General features: G+C 65.2%; 11 protein-coding genes, 3 pseudogenes and 1 other annotated feature. Of the genes and pseudogenes, 7 read left to right on the top strand and 7 right to left on the bottom strand.

Annotation, left to right across the window (positions count from 1 at the left end; genetic code table 11):
• Positions 1 to 1,034 precede the first annotated feature (1,034 nt).
• Entirely contained in the window at positions 1,035 to 1,340 is a 306-nt protein-coding gene (locus E5206_RS03150) for a hypothetical protein (RefSeq protein WP_136321221.1), read from the top strand.
• Positions 1,341 to 1,377: 37 nt separating this feature from the next.
• Here E5206_RS03150 and E5206_RS03155 read toward each other — a convergent pair whose 3' ends face one another.
• Positions 1,378 to 1,878, bottom strand: coding sequence for a hypothetical protein (locus tag E5206_RS03155; protein ID WP_136321222.1), 501 nt, complete (start codon positions 1,876 to 1,878; stop codon positions 1,378 to 1,380).
• A 386-nt stretch (positions 1,879 to 2,264) separates the two neighbouring features.
• Between E5206_RS03155 and istA the strand changes: the two are divergent.
• Positions 2,265 to 3,602: pseudogene (istA, locus tag E5206_RS03160) on the top strand (IS21 family transposase); the annotation flags it as partial.
• Positions 3,603 to 3,638: 36 nt separating this feature from the next.
• On the opposite strand, the pseudogene E5206_RS03165 reads toward istA, so the two are convergent.
• Positions 3,639 to 4,866: pseudogene (locus E5206_RS03165) on the bottom strand (IS3 family transposase).
• Positions 4,466 to 4,581, bottom strand: a sequence feature (AL1L pseudoknot). It overlaps the preceding pseudogene by 116 nt.
• A gap of 83 nt (positions 4,867 to 4,949) precedes the next feature.
• Here E5206_RS03165 and E5206_RS19165 point away from each other — a divergent pair.
• From E5206_RS19165 to E5206_RS03185, 5 genes and pseudogenes are all read left to right on the top strand, one after another.
• Positions 4,950 to 5,111 carry a hypothetical protein gene (locus E5206_RS19165; RefSeq protein ID WP_168709255.1) on the top strand — a complete coding sequence of 54 codons (162 nt, stop codon included), beginning with the start codon at positions 4,950 to 4,952 and terminating at the stop codon, positions 5,109 to 5,111.
• Between the two features lie 33 nt (positions 5,112 to 5,144).
• Positions 5,145 to 6,365 carry a site-specific integrase gene (locus tag E5206_RS03170; RefSeq protein ID WP_136321224.1) on the top strand — a complete coding sequence of 407 codons (1,221 nt, stop codon included), beginning with the start codon at positions 5,145 to 5,147 and terminating at the stop codon, positions 6,363 to 6,365.
• Positions 6,353 to 8,788 carry a site-specific integrase gene (locus E5206_RS03175; protein WP_136321225.1) on the top strand — a complete coding sequence of 812 codons (2,436 nt, stop codon included), beginning with the start codon at positions 6,353 to 6,355 and terminating at the stop codon, positions 8,786 to 8,788. The genes E5206_RS03170 and E5206_RS03175 overlap by 13 nt, the downstream gene beginning before the upstream one ends.
• 39 nt (positions 8,789 to 8,827) lie before the next feature.
• Positions 8,828 to 9,593 (top strand): annotated as a pseudogene (locus tag E5206_RS19810) (IS21 family transposase); the annotation flags it as partial.
• A gap of 125 nt (positions 9,594 to 9,718) precedes the next feature.
• Complete coding sequence (locus E5206_RS03185) at positions 9,719 to 10,330, top strand: ATP-binding protein (protein ID WP_240689909.1); 612 nt, start codon at positions 9,719 to 9,721, stop codon at positions 10,328 to 10,330.
• A gap of 2,866 nt (positions 10,331 to 13,196) precedes the next feature.
• On the opposite strand, the gene trxA is transcribed toward E5206_RS03185, so the two are convergent.
• The 5 genes from trxA to E5206_RS03210 all read right to left on the bottom strand — a co-directional run bounded on the left by trxA (position 13,197) and on the right by E5206_RS03210 (position 19,155).
• A complete protein-coding gene (gene trxA / locus E5206_RS03190; RefSeq protein WP_136321227.1) occupies positions 13,197 to 13,523 on the bottom strand; it encodes a thioredoxin in 327 nt (108 codons plus the stop codon).
• A gap of 38 nt (positions 13,524 to 13,561) precedes the next feature.
• The gene (gene trxB, locus E5206_RS03195; RefSeq protein ID WP_136321228.1) at positions 13,562 to 14,518 is read right to left on the bottom strand and encodes a thioredoxin-disulfide reductase; all 957 of its coding nucleotides are present in this window, start codon (positions 14,516 to 14,518) and stop codon (positions 13,562 to 13,564) included.
• Between the two features lie 175 nt (positions 14,519 to 14,693).
• Positions 14,694 to 16,316 carry an ABC transporter substrate-binding protein gene (locus tag E5206_RS03200; protein WP_136321229.1) on the bottom strand — a complete coding sequence of 541 codons (1,623 nt, stop codon included), beginning with the start codon at positions 16,314 to 16,316 and terminating at the stop codon, positions 14,694 to 14,696.
• 172 nt (positions 16,317 to 16,488) lie between these two features.
• Complete coding sequence (gene murJ / locus E5206_RS03205) at positions 16,489 to 18,546, bottom strand: murein biosynthesis integral membrane protein MurJ (RefSeq protein ID WP_136321230.1); 2,058 nt, start codon at positions 18,544 to 18,546, stop codon at positions 16,489 to 16,491.
• 60 nt (positions 18,547 to 18,606) lie between these two features.
• Positions 18,607 to 19,155, bottom strand: coding sequence for an NUDIX hydrolase (locus E5206_RS03210; protein ID WP_240689912.1), 549 nt, complete (start codon positions 19,153 to 19,155; stop codon positions 18,607 to 18,609).
• Positions 19,156 to 19,328: the final 173 nt, after the last annotated feature.

Below are 19,328 nucleotides of genomic sequence, written 5' to 3' on the forward strand. Positions count from 1 at the left end.
GGCCTACAAGCGCGTCGTCAATCCGTAGCCGAATGCCGTCTGGCAAATCCACCCGACGGAGTGGCTGCTTGCCGGCCGGACGAAGACAGCAGTCTTCCAGCTCATCGATGACCATTCCCGGCTCGTGCTGGCCTCCCTGGTGGCCAGCGGGAAAACCATGCTCGCTGCGATCACCGCCGTCGCCCTGGCTATCGAACGCCACTGTGTGCCGCTGAAATTCCTTTCCGACAACGGGGCATCCCGGAACCCGACCCGGCGTGGCCGCAGCGGCGCCATGGTCGAATTCCTCAAGGCCAAGGGAATGCGACCGATCACCGGCAAGCCCTACAAGACCACCAAAACGTACACTTCCACCAGACCCTGCATCAATACCTGCACGGGGAGTCGCCGGGCCCTTCGATGGGTGAAGAACACATCGGAGAAACCGTCCGCGTCATTTCCGACGACGACGCCATCATGTTCTTCGGACCGCAAGACACCGAGATTCTCAGCCACCCCAGGTCGCCGATGGGAACACACTACGTCGGCGACGGAAAGCCCAGGCATCGTCGTAGACCCAGGTGGAGGAACGTAGCCGAGCCGACCAAGGGATGGAGAAGGTTCTGTAGGACGTCGGCATCAAGCTCTCCAGCGTTGCCTCGAAGATCCTGACGAAGTCGGTGGGGGCGGCCCTGGAGGCGATGCTCGCGGAGGAAAATGAGCCGGCGATCCTTGCCGAGCTGTCGCTGGGGCGGCTACAGTCCGAAATTCCCCAGCTCCGGGACGAGCATGTCACGGGCTGGCCGCGATGCTGACCAAGGGAACCTACCTTGCCGCGCATTTCCAGTCTGTTTGCAGCGGGCGGCAGTACGTTCAAGGCGCTCGGGGTGGACTGGCCGGTCCGCCGATCCAACGCCTCGGAGCGGAGCACCATAACCCCAATGCCGTTCGGTTAGGGGCCGGGATCCGGTGTCAAGATCCTGGTGTTGAGTGTTGCGGGATAGGTCCGATGGTCGACATCCCGTTCCTTGGCGCGGTATTTGGAGATCGCGCGTTTGACCACCCGGGGCCGGGGCCGGGAGCGGATGCGGCAGCGGTTCGGCCAGCACGGCCGGCCCGAGGCGACCGACCAGGTCCACCACGGTTCCGCTGAGGATCCCGCGGGCCTGGACCACCTGGTCGCGGGCGGACCTCAGTCCGATGGTGAAGGACAGGCGGTCCGGATCGACCTCGGGATGCCGCAGCGTCACATCGGTCATCGCGGTGCGCAACACCTGGCAGCAGGACAGCAGCGCCCAGGTCTCCTGGATGACCGCGGCAAGGTGCCGGCCGCGCAGCACCCGGCCGTTCAGGATGCATGATTTCAATTCGCAGTACGCCGTTTCGATCTCCCAACGCTCATGGTAGAGCCTGACCAGTCCCGGGGCGGGAGCCTGGGATCGGGTCGAGCAGCGTGGTGACCAGCCGGTATTCGGCGGTGAGCGTTTTGCCCTCGGTGGTGACCGTGAGTTCGGCGTCGATGACCCGTACGCGTTGGCCGGCGGCATGGGAGAGGTAGGAACCGTTGGCCAGTTGCTGAAGGACCGGGAGTTTCATGGCGCTGAGACCGGTCCTGGCGCGGAAGAGGAAGTCCGCTCCGGTGGCGACCACTTCACGGAAGAAGTCGCAGGTGGCGAAGTTCCGGTCCCCGAGCAGCACCATGCCCGGTTGCAGGCAGGAGATGGGCTGCCGGGCGTAGGTCAGCTCGCCTATGGCGTCGGTGCCGAAGTCCGCGTCGATCACCGAACGGGTCCCGGCCGTGAGGATCGCGACCAGCCGGATGATCGGGTATCCGGCCTCCCCGTTGGGGCCGCCGCGCGGCTTGGGGTACCTGGCCCGGTTGGCCTCGGTGTCGGCCACGGCCATCTGCGTGCCGTCATGGCCACGACCAGCCGGCCAGCGAACCGGGTCATCTGCCGGGACCCGCACACCGCAGGGCCCTTGAGAAGGGTGAACAGCTCACGCAGCGGGGCCGTGTGTGATCGACTATCTGTAGGCCGTTTCAGCCAGGAATTTGAGCCAGGTTGGTGGCTTGTTTCAGGCCAAAAGAGCGGTAAGAATCAGGCCAGTCTTTTCTCCTGAAAATCGTTGTTTCGGGGGCTGGCTTGGATAGAGATCACCCGGTGGCCGGGGCCCTTCCTAGAGTGTCAGGGACATGGGCCCGCCACCTCCCGGATAGGTTCCTTACGGCGCTGCCATTGCGAAGCGTATGCGCCGGAAGGGCTGGAAAGCAGATGACGGTACCCATGTCCGTACAAGAAAATATCAGAAGGCTCGATTCCCAGGGAGTCCCGGTGCGTGAGATCGCCCGCACGTTGGGCGTCAGCCGTGCTTCGGTGGCCAAGTACGCCGAGCAGGAAGACTTCTCCCCGGCGGCGCCGGCACCGCTGGCCAGGCCCGGCGCCTCGGTGTTGACAGGGTTCGATCACATCATTGAGCGGTGGCTGGGCGAGGACCAGCGCCGGCCGCGCAAGCAGCGGCATACGGCCAAGCGGATCTTTGACCGGCTCGTGGATGAGCATGGTTTCAGCGGCACGTATTCCCCGGTGCAACGCCACGTGAAGAAGTGGACGGCCCGGAACCGGCAGGCCGGGGAGGGCTTCACCGAACTGGTGTGGCCGGCCGGCACCGTGCAGGTCGACTTCGGGCAGGCCGAGGCCATCATCGCCGGGATCCGGCAGGTCCTGCACATCCTTGTGGCAACCTTCCCGTTCTCGAACATGCGCTTCGTCCAGGCATACCGCGGCGAGACCGCCGAATGCGTCTGCCACGGGCTGCGCAGGGTGTTCGAGCATGTGGGGGCCGTGCCGAGGCATATGGTCTTTGACAATGCCACGGGTATCGGACGCCGCATCGGGACCAAGGTCGTGGAGACCAAACTCTTCGGCGCGTTCAAGCTGCACTACCGGGCAGAATCCAGGTACTGCAACCCGTATTCGGGACATGAGAAAGGGAACGTGGAAAACGCTGTCGGGTTCCTGCGCCGCAACCTCATGGTCCCCGAACCCGAGGCGGCCACGTTGGCCGGCCTCAACGAAGTTCTGCTGGCCCGGTGCGACGCCCTGGCCAGCAACACGCACTATCGCAAGGGCCTGCCGCTGGGTGAACTGTTCGCCCAGGACGTGGCGGCATCCCTGGAGTTGCCGGGGGTAGGGTTCGACCCGGTCCGCTACGAGTCCCGGAAGGCCGACAAGACCCGGAACCTGCTCATCGACGGGAACACCTACGCCGCCGGGCCCTCCTTCCATGGGCGGATGCTGACCGTGGGGTTGCGCCACGACGTCATCGAGATCCTTGACGAGCATTCCGAACCCGTGAGGTCTTTCCCGCGGGCTTTCGGCCGGCAGACCGAGACGATCTTTGAACCAGCGTCTCTGGTCCCGTTGCTGGTGACCAAGCCCGGTGCGTGGTCCCATTCCCCGCTGCGGGCCCTGGTCACCGATCCGGTGCGCGACTGGCTGGATCAAGCCACTGCCACGGATCGGCGGCGGCTGCTCAACGCGGTGGATGCCGCGTCCGGATCCGCCGGCTTCGACGCCGCAATGGCCGCTGCCGACACGCTGATCCGGCGCGGGGACGCCCCTGACATGTGTCAAGCCCCGGGTTTGATGGAGACATTTTTAATTGGAAATTGTGAGTAGTTCTGGTTCGGTGTGACTGGCGTGGAGGTGCTCGTATTCGGCTGGCGGGACGTGGCCTAACTCGCCGTGGAGACGCCGGTGGTTGTACCAATCGACCCATTCGGCGACGGCGACCTCGAGGTGGTTGATGTCACGCCATGGCCCCTTGTTCCGGACCAGTTCGGCTTTGAACAGCGAGTTTAGAGCCTCCGCCATGGCATTGTCGTAACTATCGCCCTTTGAGCCCACCGAAGCCACAGCCTCCTCGGCAGCGAGGCGCTCGGCGTAGCGGATGGCCCGATACTGGACCCCCGGTCGCTGTGGTGGACCAGCCCGGCAAGGTCGGCGCCGTCCTTCCGGCGGGACCAGATCCCCATTTCCAAGGCGTCCAGGGCCAGCTCGGTATAGAGGCTGGTTGAGACTTGCCAGCCTACGATGCGGCGCGAGAAGACATCCAGAACGAACGCCGCGTACACCCAGCCGGCGAACGTGCGGACGTACGTGATGTCGGCGACCCACAACCGGTTCGGTGCCGCCGCCTGGAACCGGCGTTCGACCAGATCCGAGGGCCTGCCGGTCTCCGGTGCCGGTTTAGTCGTCCGTGGCCCCTTGGCCCGCGATATCCCGCGTAAGCCCTCGGCCCGCATGAGCCGCTCCACGGTGCAGCGGGCAGCCTGGATGTCTTGCCTGCGCAGCTGCGCGTGGATCTTCCGGGCCCCGTAGACACCGTAGTTCCTCTTATGGATGTCCTGGATCTCCTCGGCCAGCTCCCTGTCCCTGATGCTTCTGGCGGACTCGGGCCGGGAACGGTGGGCGTAGTACGTGCTCGGGGCGATCTGCAGTGCCTTGCAGATCGGCTCGACCCCGTGCTCAACGCGGTGTTCTTCCACGAAGGCGCACATCACCTCGACGGGCGGTCGAGCTCCGCCGCGATAGACAAGCCGAGGCCTGCTTCAGGATCGTGTTCGCCCGGCGCAGCTCGCGGACCTCACGCTCGAGTTCAGTAATCCGGTCTGAGTCCGCCGTCGTCGTTCCCCGGGCGCAGGCCCTCGTCGATCTCGGCCCGGCTCACCCAGGTCCGGAGCGCTTCGGGATTCACCCCGAGCTGCTCGCCGATCCGGCGGTATGCGCCGGTCCTGGTCGCAGGGTCTTTCCGTGCATCAAGGACCATCCGTGTCGCCCGCTCACGCAGCTCAACCGGGTACTTCCGTTCTGGGATGGGAATCATCCTTCCGGGTAACCGATGTCTCCATCAAACCCGGTGCGATTCACGAGTCCACCGGCCCTGGATCACCGAGCCGGGGATGTGGGATGCAGTACGACGTCGATGACGGGCCACGGATCGGCGGGGTGAAGACCGTCACCACCGCCCATGTTGCCGGGGTCGCGTTGCGGAACCAGCGGACCCTGGACTTCGCCCGCTACTACCCGTTTACTGAACTACGACACGCGTTTGTGCTGGTTGACGCTTAGTTTCTGGTTCGGTGTCTACGGTCTTGTTTTGTGATGAGCGAAGACGTGGACAGAGACCTGGCTCGACTGTCGGTGCCGTTGGTAGGGGCGGTTGAGAGCACAGGGGACCCGTGTCGGCCGTGTCGGCTTGTTGATGCCGGAGGTGCGCCGATCGCGGCGGTGTCGGCGTTCTTCGACGAGTTGCAGGCGGCGGGCAGATCGGCCTCGACGCTGCGTTCCTACGGGATGGACCTGCTGCGGTGGTTCCGCTTCCTCTGGGCGGTCGACGTCGACTGGAACCGGGCGAGCCGTGTCGATGCCCGTGACTTCGCCCGCTGGATGCTGGTGGCGGGCAAGCCGCAACGATCGCATTGGCGCAGGCCCGATGAGTCGGTGCGGCGTTGGTCGAAGCCGGTCCCGTATTCGCCGGCGGTCCGGGCGCACAGCGAGACGGTGCTGCGCCGGTTCTACGACTTCCATCTCGAGACCGGGACTGGGCCACTGCTCAACCCGTTGGAGAGTTCACGGCGCGGGGGTCGTGCGCATGCCCATCACAATCCAATGGAGCCCTACCGGAACGAACGGAGCGGCTTGTTCCGGCCGCGACTTGCCTCGAGGATCCCGCGCAGCATTCCTGACGAGAAGTTCAACGAGATCTTTGCTCGCCTGCCCTCACACCGGGATCGCGCGATGGTCGCTTTCTATGTCTCGACGGGGGCCCGGGCCTCGGAGCTACTGTCGGCCCTGCGCAGCGGCGTTGATCCTGGCAGGCAGGTGATCACGGTCATCCGCAAGGGCTCGGGGGCGAGTCAGGAACTGCCGGCTTCACCTGATGCGTTCGTCTGGCTGCGGCTCTATGAGCTCGAGATGCAAGGGCGTCTGCCAAAAGGACGGTCGCAGCCGGTCTGGTGGACGCTGCGGGAGCCCTATCGTCCACTGACCTACCATGCGGCGCACCGAATGTTCGAACGGGCGGTCCGCGCGGCAGGGAGTGATGCGACGCTCCACGCACTGCGGCATACCGCGGCCTACCGGATGGCTGAGGACCCGAACCTGCCATTGACCGATGTCCAGTTCGTGCTCGGGCACGCGCTGTTGACGACCACGCAGATCTACCTGAGTCCGCGGAAGCAGGAAGTGATCCGGCGCGTCTTGGACCACCACGAGCAACAGACCCGCCAAGCCCCGCGGCGGGCGGCTCCAGTTCCAGCGCCGGGCTATGCGCCCGAGACCCTGCAAGTCCTGTTCGGAGGGTCACCATCATGCCTGTCCTGATCACCGACGATCCCCAAACCCAAGACGGTATCTCCGCCGCGCCTGCGCCACTGCTGAGCGGGTCGCTTCGGGCCCGAGCGGCCGACACCGACTGGCCCGCAACGATGCTGGACCGGCCGGAGGCCTTGACCCGCATGCGATCGCGGCATGCCGAGGCGAGCGATCATATGAGCGTCCCGCGTCAGGGCAGCCGATGGGTTCTCGACTGGCTCGGCGAACATCCGGGCGCGACCTGGCAGGAGCGGTGGTTGGCGTCCGGCGTCGAAGCAGCGGGTCGGCCCTGGCGGCAGATTCCCCTGGCCTGGCTGCGAAGCCTCGGCCGGGAGAGCCGCTGGGATGAGGAGCAGTTCTTCCGTTCCCTTCACATCGTGTTCGGCGCCGACCTGATCCGCCCCTCGCTTGCCTGGTTGAGCGTCGCGGCGTTCGGGGCCGGATCACTGGGCCGAACGATGGCGGCCATGCGTGATCCCGACGGATTCGCCGAACTGCGGGCCCGATGCTCAGCCGACCCGAAGGTCGCCCAGGCGGCACTGACCCGTAACCTTTACCGCGCCGCGGCTTTGGTCTCGGCAAAGGGCGGGACGATCAAGGACATCACCCCTGGTGATGTCCTGGAGATGTTGGACGCCGAAGCCGACGCGCGCGGCACCAATGTCGGCTCGACCGGCCTGTTCTACCGGCTGCTGCACGAGATGGGCTCCTTCGGACCCGACGCACCAGCCACATTGCGTCACTTGCGCGTCGCCGGACAGAAAACCCCTGAAGAGTTGATCGACCAGTACCAACTCTCCTCCCGTCACATCCGCGATCTCTTGGTCGCCTACCTCAAGGAACGCCAGCCGACTCTCGACTACCGCAGTCTGACCTCGATCGCTTACCATCTGGCCGGCCTGTTCTGGGCCGAGGTGGAGCGCCATCACCCCGGCATTGACAGCCTCGTCCTCCCCGCCGGCGTCGCCGGTGCCTGGAAGCGGCGGCTGCGCACCATCACCCGTACCGTCACCGGCCCCGACGGACGCAAGCGAAACATCGAAGTCGAGCGGGTCAACTACCGCGAATGCCTGACTCCTGTCCGTGCGCTCTACCTCGACTTGGCACAGTGGGCCCTCGAGGACCCGGCCCGCTGGGCGCACTGGGTCGCTCCCTGCCCAATCGGAAGGGAGGAGATCGACCGCCGCAAGTCCAAGCGCCACCGCAAGTCCCGCATGGACGCCCGCACGCGAGAACGACTGCCGGTACTGCCCGTCCTGGTCGAGAGCGTCAACCGGCACCGGAAGGACGCCGCCGCGCTGCTGGAATCGGCAAACGAGGCTGCCCCCGGAACGATGTTCACCGCGGCCGGTCAGACACTGATGCGAGTGGCTCCCTCACGATCGGCTGCCGCGAAGATCTGGGCGGTCGACCCCGACACCGGACAGTGGCGCGATCTGGGCCACGAGGAAGAGCACGCGTTCTGGGCCTTCGCTGCAGTCGAGGTCCTTCGGGCCACCGGGATCCGCGTCGAGGAACTAACCGAGCTGTCCCACCACAGTCTGGTCCAATACCGGCTGCCCACCAGCGGAGAGCTCGTTCCTTTGCTGCAGATCGCCCCGTCCAAGACCGACACCGAGCGGTTGCTGGTGGTCAGTCCCGAACTGGCCGACGTCCTCAGCCTCATCATCCGCCGCGTCCAAAACCCCAAGTCCGGAGCCGTTCCGCTGGTCGAGGCATACGACCAGCATGAGCGAATCTGGAGGCCAGCCGCACCGGTCCTGTTCCAGCGCAGCGACGTGGGCGAGCAGCGGGCGATAAACCCAGGACTGATCCGCGATCTGCTCACCGAAGCCCTGGAACAGTCGGGCCTGACCGACCCGGTCACCGGCAAGCCGCTGCACTTCACACCCCACGACTTCAGAAGGCTGTTCATCACCGACGCGGTCCTCAGCGGGCTGCCGCCGCACATCGCGCAGATCATCGCCGGACATCGCGACATCAACGTCACCATGGGCTACAAGGCTGTCTACCCCACCGAGGCTGTCGACGCCCACCTGGCGTTCCTGGCCCGCAGACGATCACTTCGGCCGAGCGAGGAGTACCGCACCCCCACCGACGAGGAATGGGAGGAGTTCCTCGGGCACTTCGAAAAACGCAAAGTCGCGACCGGGACCTGCGGGCGAGCATTCGGAACCCCCTGCATTCACGAGCACGCCTGCATCCGCTGCCCGATGCTCTGGCCCGACCCTGCCCAGCACGACCGGCTCCTCGAGATCCGCGACAACCTCCTCGCCCGCATCGCCGAGGCCGAACGCGAAGGCTGGCTCGGCGAGATCGAGGGCTTGCAGGTCAGTCTCGCCGGAGCCGAGGACAAACTCGCCCAAGCTCAACGTCGCCGCACAGGCCAACCGACCGTCTCTCTCGGGTTGCCCTCCACCAAGAGAAATTGATCATCACCGACACCTCCGAGCATCCCCTTGGGCGAGTTCAGAGAATACGCGGTGACCGTGCTGACCTGCCAGCAAGCGGACCCAGCAACAAAGGGCGGGGTGAAGCGTCCGTGAAGCTCGCCAAGGCCGACACCGTGCCGAAGGACACCAACCCCCGCGGCGAATAAGCCTCGTTCGCCGAACTGGAGGCAGCCCGAGCGGCATTCGTGGACGAGGTGAACAACCGTGAGCATCGGGTGACCCGGCGCAAACCGTCGGCCATGCTGGCCGAGGAGGCCCCGCGGTTGCACCTGATCCCCAGTACCGCCCGCACGGTCGTGTTCGGGCTAGCCCGCACGGTTCCGGAGAACACCCCGACGGCCGCGTTCGAGAATGCCAAATACTCGGTCCCTGCGCATCGGTTCGGGGCCCGGGTGTTCGTACGCAGCCATGCGCCCGGGCCCGGCGAGCAGGTCATCATAGTCCACCATGGCACTTCCGGCCAGGTTGAAGTCGCCTGCCACGACAGGGCACGGCCCGGCAGCCCTGCCATCAACGATGAGCCATTCTCCGCGGCCAAGACCCGAATCTTCGGCGAGCATGACGTGAGGGCCCGCAGCGCGGACGAGGCCGCCATTCCTTACCATCGGCGAGGGCGCTAGGGCCTGGCTGCCGAGGCCGCCGTGGCCGGGACGGCAGGGATCAACGTGAAAATGGCCGAAGCCCTCACGATGGCTAAAGACGCCAACATTGCCCAGATCGACCGGGCCCGGGGCGACGCTGCACTGCCCGGCCGCTTCGCCACCCGGACCCGGCCTCGATCCTGAACGTCAACATCCGCCGCACCACCACGCACGTCGCCAACGATGCGACCTCCCTGACCCAGGCAACAGGCGCCTGGGCAGCGATCGGCGACCCAACCGCCAGCAATGCCACCGCGGAGGATGCCCGATGGGCCGGGTCACCACGACCAACACCGCCGCTCCACGACTGCCCGCGGATCTGGAGGTCCTGATGCGGTCCCTGAAAATGACCCCTGCCCGGGCGCTGGCCCCGGAACTGATCGCGGCTGCCCGGGCGCAGCGCCGGGAACCGGTCGAGGATATCAAGGCACTCGTCGCCGAAGAAGCCGCCGGACGGGCCCGGTCCATGCTCGCCTCCCGCCGGAAGGCCGCAGGCTTCCCGGCCGGGAAAACCTTCGACGCATGGGACCCCGCCGTATCCTCCGTCCCGGCCCCGATCCGGCAGACGTTGGGGGCCGTGGAATGGATCACCCGGCGGGAGAACCTCATAGTCTGCGGCGGCTCCGTCACCGGGAAGACGTTCTTTCTCGAAGCCCTCGGCGTCCTGATACGGGTCCACCGCGCCGATGACAGCGTCACCCGGGCTGTGTCCTGGATCCTGCGCGCCGAGCTTGTGGTCATTGACGATATGGGCCGGTGGCAATGGACGCCGGCGAAGGCCTCTACAGGGTCGTTGACCGGCTGCTGCACCACGCACACGTGTGTCAGACCAGCGGCGATTCCGTCCGCCTCACCCAGGCCCTCGCCCGAAAGGGAGTAACCCGGGTGAACTGACCAGCCCAACGATGGCCAACCCCGCCGGCACCCGGGGTCATTCCCGCGACAGGATCGCAGTGATGTTCGCCCCCGGTCAGCGCTGTGGGGCAAACACGCGTCCGGTCGACGCTGCCCGTCTACAGCAGATGGTTCAACAGCGGAAGCAGTGCACGGCCCTCCTTCTTGTTGCCGATATTCCAGTTCGACTACTTCGCGGAAGCACTGTTGGTCCCGCAATCGGGCCCCCACCACGGAAACTCTGCTGACGTCAGAGCGCCCGCCGGGACGACAAAACCCAGAACCATCGTTTCAACCGGCGGCCCGCGATTGCCTCGGCATAGGCGCAAGCTGGACTAGATCGATTAGGAGCAGGCTGTTTTGGCGTAGCTTTACCAGTTCCTGTGCGAGTTTCCCTCGAGAATGGGCCCCTCCTGCAGGCGGGCCACGCACCCGCTCGCAGGGCCGAAGAGGACCCCGGGATTGGCGGCCTTGGCGGCCTTGATCCGCAGCCGGGAGGCCTCGCGTTGGGCGAGTCTTCACGGGAGAGGAAGGGATCAGATCTTCCTCGTGCGACCAGACTGCGTCCCGGGAATGGTCCCCCAGCCGACCGAATCCACCGCTGACGTTCCGGCGCATCATCGCGACCCGGACCACTCGGACGGGATCTGTCACCGCCGGGTGACGGCCCGGATCCGGACGCAGCCGCGATGAGCACCCCGTTGGGTTCCAGCCCCAGGGATCCGGCGAACGCGGCCCCGGGTTCTGTGGGTCGACGGTGGCAGATGCCGGATTCGTTGTCAGAGCAGTTTGGATGGCTCGGCCTGCGGGCGCTGCAGGCTGGCCCTCGTTGGGAGTGTGGCCGTGGTTCCGTCATGGGCTGGCGTTGGGGAATGTTCAGACGAACCGGGATAGCCCGCAGGAGTGCTACCAGGGTGTCCGCGGACCTGTCCCCCGGACGTTGGGCCTGGTGGAGACATCATCGGGGCTGCGTCGTAACCTCTGTTGCTGTCCCTGTCCGATGGGCTGACTGCCCGAAGTCCACGTTGATTTAGGGTGGGCGGCAGAGGCATCTAAAGGACATCCGATCGGCACGCGCCGGGTCTGGCGTGAGCGGGAATATCCGGAGGATATTTCTGTGGATAACTGTGTGGATGGGTTTTCCCGCGGCAGTATCGGAGGCAGTTGCGCGGGCATTCCGTTTCACGGCCGTTGTGCTGTCACGGCAGCTTCTTCATGTCGCTTTGGGTTTCACGTGAAACATGGATATGCCGGGGTTACCGCCATACTGCTCGAGCCCTGCCGCTAGCTGAGTCCACGTCAGCGGGCCAATTTTCCCCGAGATCTCGCGGTTTTCTGGGTTTTCGAACGTTACTCATTACCTCGCGGCTTCAGCACCAAACGGGCGCTCCGATACGTGGTCCGGTTCACCCTATTAGGCCCGCTTGGCAATGGGCGCGCGGGCAACGGACCCACGGTCACACCGGCTGTGAGCAATACCTCAATACCTGTGGATAACGGTGTGAATAACTTCTGTGGAGAACTCGAGGAAGCAGTCCCTGAAGATACGGTGATTAACTGGAGAACGAGCCGGATTGCCGGAGCATACGAGTGTGAATCCCTTTCTTCACGGTTCCCCACTCGGCAGCAGCCCCTTGCCCCTCAGAGAGCGGGCGACCAGCCAACAGGTGCCCCGGGACGGCACTGTGGCTGGTCCGCCAATGACATAGAGCCAGATCGGGCAGGAGGCACGGCCACTCGGGAGAACGGCAAGTGCAGTCCGGTGGCCGGGCGAGCGGCTTAGGCGACTTGTAATGGTCCATGTTTCCTAAGAGTTCCCGGCCCTGCAGCATGTTTCACGTGAAACGGAACGTCACGCGGCATACGAGTCAACCTCGGCCTGGACAGAATATGATAGGAATATTTCAGATAGTGCTATTGAGCGACATCCAGCCCAGAGAGATAGTCCCCTGTCGTGAAGCGAGGAACCGGCCGATGTCTTGGCCGGAGAGAGCCGGCAAAGAAGGTTTCACGTGAAACATGTGCCGGGCGTGCTGGCCACACCGGCCCCCCATGACTAAGCGGCTTGCAGAAACTCGAGAGGCCGGTCTGCAATTGCGGTGATGCCCGCACCTCCGCCGTCCGGTGTTTCACGTGAAACATGTGCCGGGCGTGCTGGCCACACCGGCCCCCCATGACTATGCGGTTCACAGAAACTCGAGAGGCCGGTCTGCAATTGCGGTGATGCCCGCACCTCCGCCGTCCGGTGTTTCACGTGAAACATGTGCCGGGCGTGCTGGCCACACCGGCCCCCCATGACTAAGCGGCTTGCAGAAACTCGAGAGGCCGGTCTGCAATTGCGGTGATGCCCGCACCTGCGCCGTCCGGTGTTTCACGTGAAACACTGCCGCCTCCCGGAGAATCTCGCCGGATCCCCTGCCGGCCCTGGTTGGCCTGGCTGCGGTCCTCCATCAGGAACCGGCGGTATCGGGTGCAATCCCGCAAACGCCGAATCGGCGTCGTCAGGACCGGCGCCCACCCGCCCTGGGCCATCGGAATTTGGTCCCGTTCACTGGTGTTTCACGTGAAACATCCCGGAGCCACATAATCCGGCCCAGTGGAAGCGATTTTCCCCCAACCCCAAGTAGGGGATGGTGCTGGTCAACAAGCCAATCCCGTTGATTGAAAAACCAGGCGGCACACAACCAGAAAGAGATGCTTTTGTGAATATTAGTGCCCGGGGATCCCCCGGCACCGTAACCAATTATCGGGCAACCCGGCATCGCCAGGACGAGCACAAGACAGCGGCGGCCCCCACTTCCAGGAAGTGAGGGCCACCACTCAGTCCGCGCGGCTCACGGACCTAAACAAAACTAGGACAACACGTCCGCGAATTCCTTCTCGAAGAACTGCTTCGGCCTGGCGCCAATGACGGTGCTCTTCACTTCGCCGCCCTGGAACAGGTAGACCGCCGGGATGGAAGTGATGCCGTACTGCGCGGCGATCGCCGGATTGTCATCGACGTTGACCTTGACGACGTTGACCTTCTCGCCGTACTCCACGGAGATCTCGTCGAGGATGGGACCAAGTTTGCGGCACGGGCCGCACCATTCGGCCCAGAAATCCACGATGACCGGCTTGTCGGCGGCCAACACATCAGTGCTGAAGCTTGCGTCTGTTACGTCTTTTGCGTTGCTCATAACCTTGTCTCTCTCTTCGGTTGGTTGCTGCGCGCCGTTTAGGCGTGGAAGTCTGCGAGGTAGTGTTCGACGTCGAGGGCGGCCACACAGCCGGACCCGGACGCCGTGATCGCCTGGCGGTAGGTCGGATCAATGACATCACCGGCTGCGAAGACCCCCTTGATGCTGGTCTTCGAGCTGCGCCCCTCGACGGCGATGGTTCCCGCCGGGGTCAGGTCCAGCTTGTCCTTGACCAGATCAGTGCGCGGATCGTTGCCGATCGCCACGAAGACGCCGGTAACGGGCAGTTCAGACTCGGTGCCGTTCACCAGATTCTTCAGCCGCAGGCCGGTGACCTTGTCCTGGCCGATGATGTCCTCCACGCCGGTGTTCCAGACGAAGTTGATTTTCTCGTGCTCCTGGGCGCGGTCGGCCATGATCTTGGAGGCCCTGAGGGAGTCACGCCGGTGCACCACCGTGACGGACTTCGCGAACTTGGTCAGGAACAGCGCCTCTTCCATGGCGGAGTCCCCGCCGCCAATAACGGCGATGTCCTGGCCCTTGAAGAAGAAACCGTCGCAGGTTGCGCACCAGCTGACGCCGTGGCCCGAGAGACGCTTTTCGTTCGGCAGGCCCAGCTCGCGGTAGGCGGATCCTGTGGACAGAATGATCGAGCGGGCTCGGAAGGTCTCCCCCGTCGCGATCGTCACGGTCTTGATGTCGCCGTCGAGATCCAGTTCGGTGACATCCTCGAACTGGATGTCAGTGCCGAAACGGGCAGCCTGTTTCTCGAAGTTCTCCATCAGGTCCGGTCCCATGATTCCCTCGGGGAATCCGGGGTAGTTCTCGACGTCGGTGGTGTTCATCAGTTCGCCGCCGGCGGTAACGGACCCTGCCAGGAGCAGCGGCTTCAGGTTGGCCCGTGCCGTGTACACCGCGGCGGTATAGCCCGCCGGGCCGGAGCCTACGATGATGACATCACGTACTTCGGACGCGGTGTTTTCTGCGTTGCTCACTGAACGGTGAACCTCTTCCTTTGTCGATGCGCCCGCCTGCGTGGCCGGCCACATGGCACAACTGATACTTGGTGCTGAATATTCCGCCGGACGCGGGCGTCGCGGAAGCCCGCCACCATTCAGGATACCGGCTCCCCTCCGGAGACCGCCGGGGATTGAGGCTTGTTACGGCTGCCTACTGGACCTTGATCTCGGCCAGCCGGAGGCCATATCCATAGCGGGTCTTTGGTGCTGCCAGCTTCGGGAGCGTCTTGATGGAGACGATCACGTACTGTGCCGTGACAGGTTCCGGCAAGGGCATCGTGAGATCCGGGGATGTGAAGCTGTTGCTGCCCACCTGCTTGGCTCCATCCAGGGCGGGACGGTCGTTGGTGAACACGCTGATGCTTCCGCCAGACGCTCCCAACTGGCTCAGCGTCACCGAAGAAACCTTTGAAGGGCCCTTCAGCTTGACGACCAGGGGGACTTCGGTGGCGAGGCCGCCCCAGTTGTCCGTGGCGAACTCCATGTCCGACCAGTAGCTGGCCCCATTCCCGTCGAACGTCTTGACAAGGTCCCCGTCATACGTCCCCGCGAAATCGAAGTTCCCCAGCCGGGTGACGCCTTCGATCACCGGCGGCCCCGCCACCGGTGCCGAACTGGCGGTGCCGGATGGCTGTGCAGAGGTCTCAGCCGGGGAGCTGGCGGAGCCTGCTCCGGCGTTGGGCTGCGGGCTGCTCTTGAAGAGGCTGCCCAGGTTGGTGACGGCGAAGATCAGGCCGACCACCAGGACGGCGGCGAGGAGGCCCCCGACGAGCCAGCGCATGGACCGCGGCTCGCGGCTTTGCTCTTCGTCCTCGTCGTAGAAATCCTCGCCGGAGTCATTGCCCCGGGTGCCGTCATTGCCCCGGGCGGAAGCCGGGAAGTTGCCAGGGGCGCGGTCAAAGGTGCCCCGGCCGGCACTGGCTGCCGCGGCGGGCTCCGCAATGTAGCCTTGCTCAGCCGGGTGAGCCGGCTGCTCGACGGCGTCGTAGTCGTAGTCTTCGTCGGACCACAGGGACACCTTGGGCGGCTCGGCCGCAGCGGGAGCGGTTGCCGGCCCGGCCGGATGGTCCGCGGCGCCGTTCTGGATCGGCTGGGGCGCCGTCGTATGCGGAGTCGCTTCCTGGGGCGCGGTATCGGGAGAATCCGAGGCGGCGGCCGCAGCGTACCCAGCCGCACCTGCCCCCAGCCCTGCTGCGCCAAGGGCGGCAGCACCGTTGCCCGCGGAGGGTGCCGGGGGCGCGGCCTCAGACGCCGGCGCAGGCGCCGGCACCCGGGAAGGCGGAACAGGCGGGGCGGTCGGCTGCCGTCCTGGCTGCTGCGGTTGGTTCTGGCCGTAGCTGATGTACCCGGCGTCGACTTCCTCGTCGTCGTAGAGTCCGTCGTATGTTTCGGGCTCCTGCGAACGGGCCTGCCCAAAGATTTCACTGCCCAGCGTGTCCGTGAAGAACGGCTCCACATAGGGCGGGTTGGCGGACACCACGAGGTCCAACAGATCAGCTGCCGAGGTGTGGTTGGTAATGAGGTACGTCGTGGAGTCACTCAGGCCAAGGTCCAGGATCTGCACGTGCCCGGGACGCTCGCCCGTGGCCACCTCGCGCGCGCTCTGTGCTACCTGATCGGCGTTTCCCGGGCCGGCGACAAGGATGCTCACGGCACGGTTCAGTACCTGGTCCACACCATCCAGCACCAGATCCTGGTCATGCGAGGTCAGTACGGTGGCAGTGACCTTGTAGCGGCCGCCAAGTACTGATCCGACATCGATCGGATGGGACACGGGCTCCTCCTAGACTGTCCGGGAGTTACTGACCGTGACCACCTCATCAGTGTCCGCACGTCCCCCGGTAAGCCGGTTGACCCCTGGTCTGCAACTCCCCTTGTTAGTCTTCGATCCTAGCCGATGCGGTGTCCGGGCCACGCGGGCACCGCGCAGCCGAACCTGCAGGCCGCTATTTTTTCTTTTTCCGGCCGAACGGGAAATACGGATTATGACCGGCCGGGCCTTGGTAGGTCCTGCGTCCCGGCAGCGGGATGTCCTCCCGTCCCAGTCCGCCCTGGGCGGTGTTGGGAACGTCCTCGGAGGGGAGGTAGCCGCCTTCCGGGCCGGAGGGGCGTCGATCGAAGAATTCCTCCCGGCCCCGAAGATCCGGGCCGGCGCGGAACGACGCCGCGTCGAATTCACCGGAGATCCTCGGAATCAGGCCGGTATCCACCGAGACGGTGGCACGTTCCGGCGTCGCATGTGCCGGAACGGCGCCTTCCGGGCGGGGCCCGGGTTCGGCGGCCGGGCCGCGCCCCAGCCGGCCCAGCAAAGGCCGCAGCAGGTCCCGCAGTTCCGTCACGTGGAAGATCTTCAGGAGAAACAGGTAGGCGGCCAGCATGATGGGCCCGACGATGACGATGGTCACCAGGGCTGCGATGCGGTTGCTCCAGGCGAATCCGTCCGGGTTGTAGCTGCCCAGCAGCCACAAGGCCACGGTCCCGGCGATGGCGGACCCGAGCGCCGCATAGCCCATCCGGATATACGAGTTGGCGATGCGGGGACCGTCCAGGTGTCCCAGGAGCCGGCGGAGGAAGAACGCGCTCACTATGACGGAGAGGATGTTTCCGCCCGTGTACAGGATGGCGATCGCGAAGATGATCTGGTCGAAGGGCAGGAACTGGATCAGGAAGGCGGAAACGACGTTGACCAGGGCCAGCACCAGCTGGATGAAGAACGGCGTCCGTGCGTCCTCATTGGCGTAGAACACCCGGGACATCATGAAGTTGGCGCTCATGAACGGTGTGCTCAGCGCCAGGATCGTCAGCGTCTGGGCCAGCATAACGCCGTCCTGGCGCAAGCCGCCGGAGAAGAACATGCCCAGCGGCCCGGCGAGGGCAAACAGCGCCAGGGCCCCGAAGACGGTGGCCACGGCCATGGTCCTCAGGCCGTGCGAGAGGGCGTTCCGCAGTTCGTTCCTGTTTCCGTCCTGCGAAGCCCTGGTCATCCGGTTGAAGAGCACGGTGGCCAGCGAGAGCGCGATGATGGAGTGCGGCAGGAGGTAAAGCTGGCTGGCCACTTCCAGCACGGCGTTGCCCGGCAGGCTTGACGCCGCCGGGTCCCCGGCGTGCTCCAGGCGGAGCCGTTCGGCCCCCGGGATAGTGGCGATGCGCATGACATACAGGAAGGCGAGCTGCCCGACGGCGGCAGTCGCCAGGGTCCAGACGCTCAGCCTGGCAGCCTGGCCCAGTCCCACACCCCGCCAGCCAAAGCGCGGCCGTAGGCCCAGCCGGAGCCGGAGCACGGGGATCAGCAGGATGGCTGTCTGGGCGATGACACCGATCGTGGAGAACCCGGCTACGAGGAAGGTCTGGAAGGAACCCCAGTTATCCAGCGTGTGGGGGTTGGCAACGTTGGCGCCCAGGATGCCGATAAACATGCCCAGCCCGGCGATCGCCACGATGTTGTTCAGGATCGGCGCCCACATGGCCGGCCCGAAGGCTCCGTTGGCATTCAGGATCTGGGTCAGCAGGGCGTACAGGCCGTAGAAGAAGATCTGCGGGAGGCACCAGAACGCGAAGGACACGGCCAGGGACTTCTGCTGGGGCGAGTAGCCCTGCGTGGTCAGTTCAATCACCCAGGGCGCCAGCAGGGTCACCAACAGCGTTAATGTCAGCAGCACCAGTACGGCGAGGGTCAGCAGCCGGCTGATGTAGTCCGCTCCCCTGTCCGGGGCCTTGCTCGCCTTGATGATCTGGGGAACCAGGACGGCGTTGAAGACGCCGCCGGCCACCAGCAGGAAGATCAGGTTCGGCAGGTTGTTGGCGTTGATGAAGGTGTCATTGACGGTGGAGCCCAGGCCAAGCGCGGCGCCCAACATCCAGGTCTTTCCGAACCCCAGGAAACGTGAAACCAGGGTGCCGGCGGCCATGATGGCGCTGGAACGGGCTTCTCCGGGATGGGCAGCCGGGGAATTGGCGGCGCCGGAGGATGCGGGGGTGGGTTTGGCTGATGACATTGTCTTCATCGTCTCATCCGGGCGTGGTTTTGCGCGCCACCGCGGCCGGCGGCGGCGCCTTCCGTACGCTCAGTGGTGTCCGGGAAGCACTTCTTTGGCGAGATCCGCGATGCGGCGCTCGTTGGGGAAGGAGAGCTTGCGTGCGAGTTCATGGATGGGAACCCAGGCGACATCCACGGCTTCTTTGTCCGGATCGTTGTCAATCGTGAGTTCCCCGCCGGTGGCCTGCAGCAGGTAGTGGTGCACGGTCTTGTGGACACGGTGCCCGCTGACGGTGAACCAGTAGTCGATGCTTCCCAGCGGCGCGAGGATATCGCCCTCAATCCCGGTTTCCTCCGCGATTTCGCGCACGGCGGCTTCCTCGTTGCTTTCCTTGCCCTCCGGGTGGCCCTTCGGCAGGCACCATTCCAGGCGCCCCCCGCGGTTGAGGCGGGCGATGATCGCGACCCGGAGTTCGGCGTCGGACGTGTCCACAACGACGCCGCCGGCGGAGATTTCCTCCACGGTGGGCAGGGAGGCCTGTCCCGAGTGCTGGACGGGCGCGACATTGGCACCGATTGCCGACGGCAACGGTGCGTTTGTCCTCCTGCCGGGAGCGCTCGGTACGGGATGGGCCATGAAGTCCACTCTAACTACTCTTGCACGCTGTTGATGACCTAAACGTGGCTGGAAAGTGGACTGCGGGGAAAGTGGATTGCCGCCGCCGGCCCACTGACGGAACCAGCAACCGGACCCACAAAGGGATTCACGAACGGTTTCGGTGTGGTGCTGGCCCGGTTTTCTGACAAGCT

It is taken from the genome of Arthrobacter sp. PAMC25564 (genome assembly GCF_004798705.1).
Taxonomy (GTDB): domain Bacteria; phylum Actinomycetota; class Actinomycetes; order Actinomycetales; family Micrococcaceae; genus Arthrobacter.

Bases quoted from the DNA above. Each gene is read 5' to 3' on its own strand.
- E5206_RS19165 (WP_168709255.1), top strand. From the start codon at position 4,950: ATGCAGTACGACGTCGATGACGGGCCACGGATCGGCGGGGTGAAGACC.
- E5206_RS03170 (WP_136321224.1), top strand. From the start codon at position 5,145: ATGAGCGAAGACGTGGACAGAGACCTGGCTCGACTGTCGGTGCCGTTG.
- E5206_RS03175 (WP_136321225.1), top strand. From the start codon at position 6,353: ATGCCTGTCCTGATCACCGACGATCCCCAAACCCAAGACGGTATCTCC.
- E5206_RS03185 (WP_240689909.1), top strand. From the start codon at position 9,719: ATGGGCCGGGTCACCACGACCAACACCGCCGCTCCACGACTGCCCGCG.
- trxA (WP_136321227.1), bottom strand. From the start codon at position 13,523: ATGAGCAACGCAAAAGACGTAACAGACGCAAGCTTCAGCACTGATGTG.
- murJ (WP_136321230.1), bottom strand. From the start codon at position 18,546: ATGAAGACAATGTCATCAGCCAAACCCACCCCCGCATCCTCCGGCGCC.
- E5206_RS03210 (WP_240689912.1), bottom strand. From the start codon at position 19,155: ATGGCCCATCCCGTACCGAGCGCTCCCGGCAGGAGGACAAACGCACCG.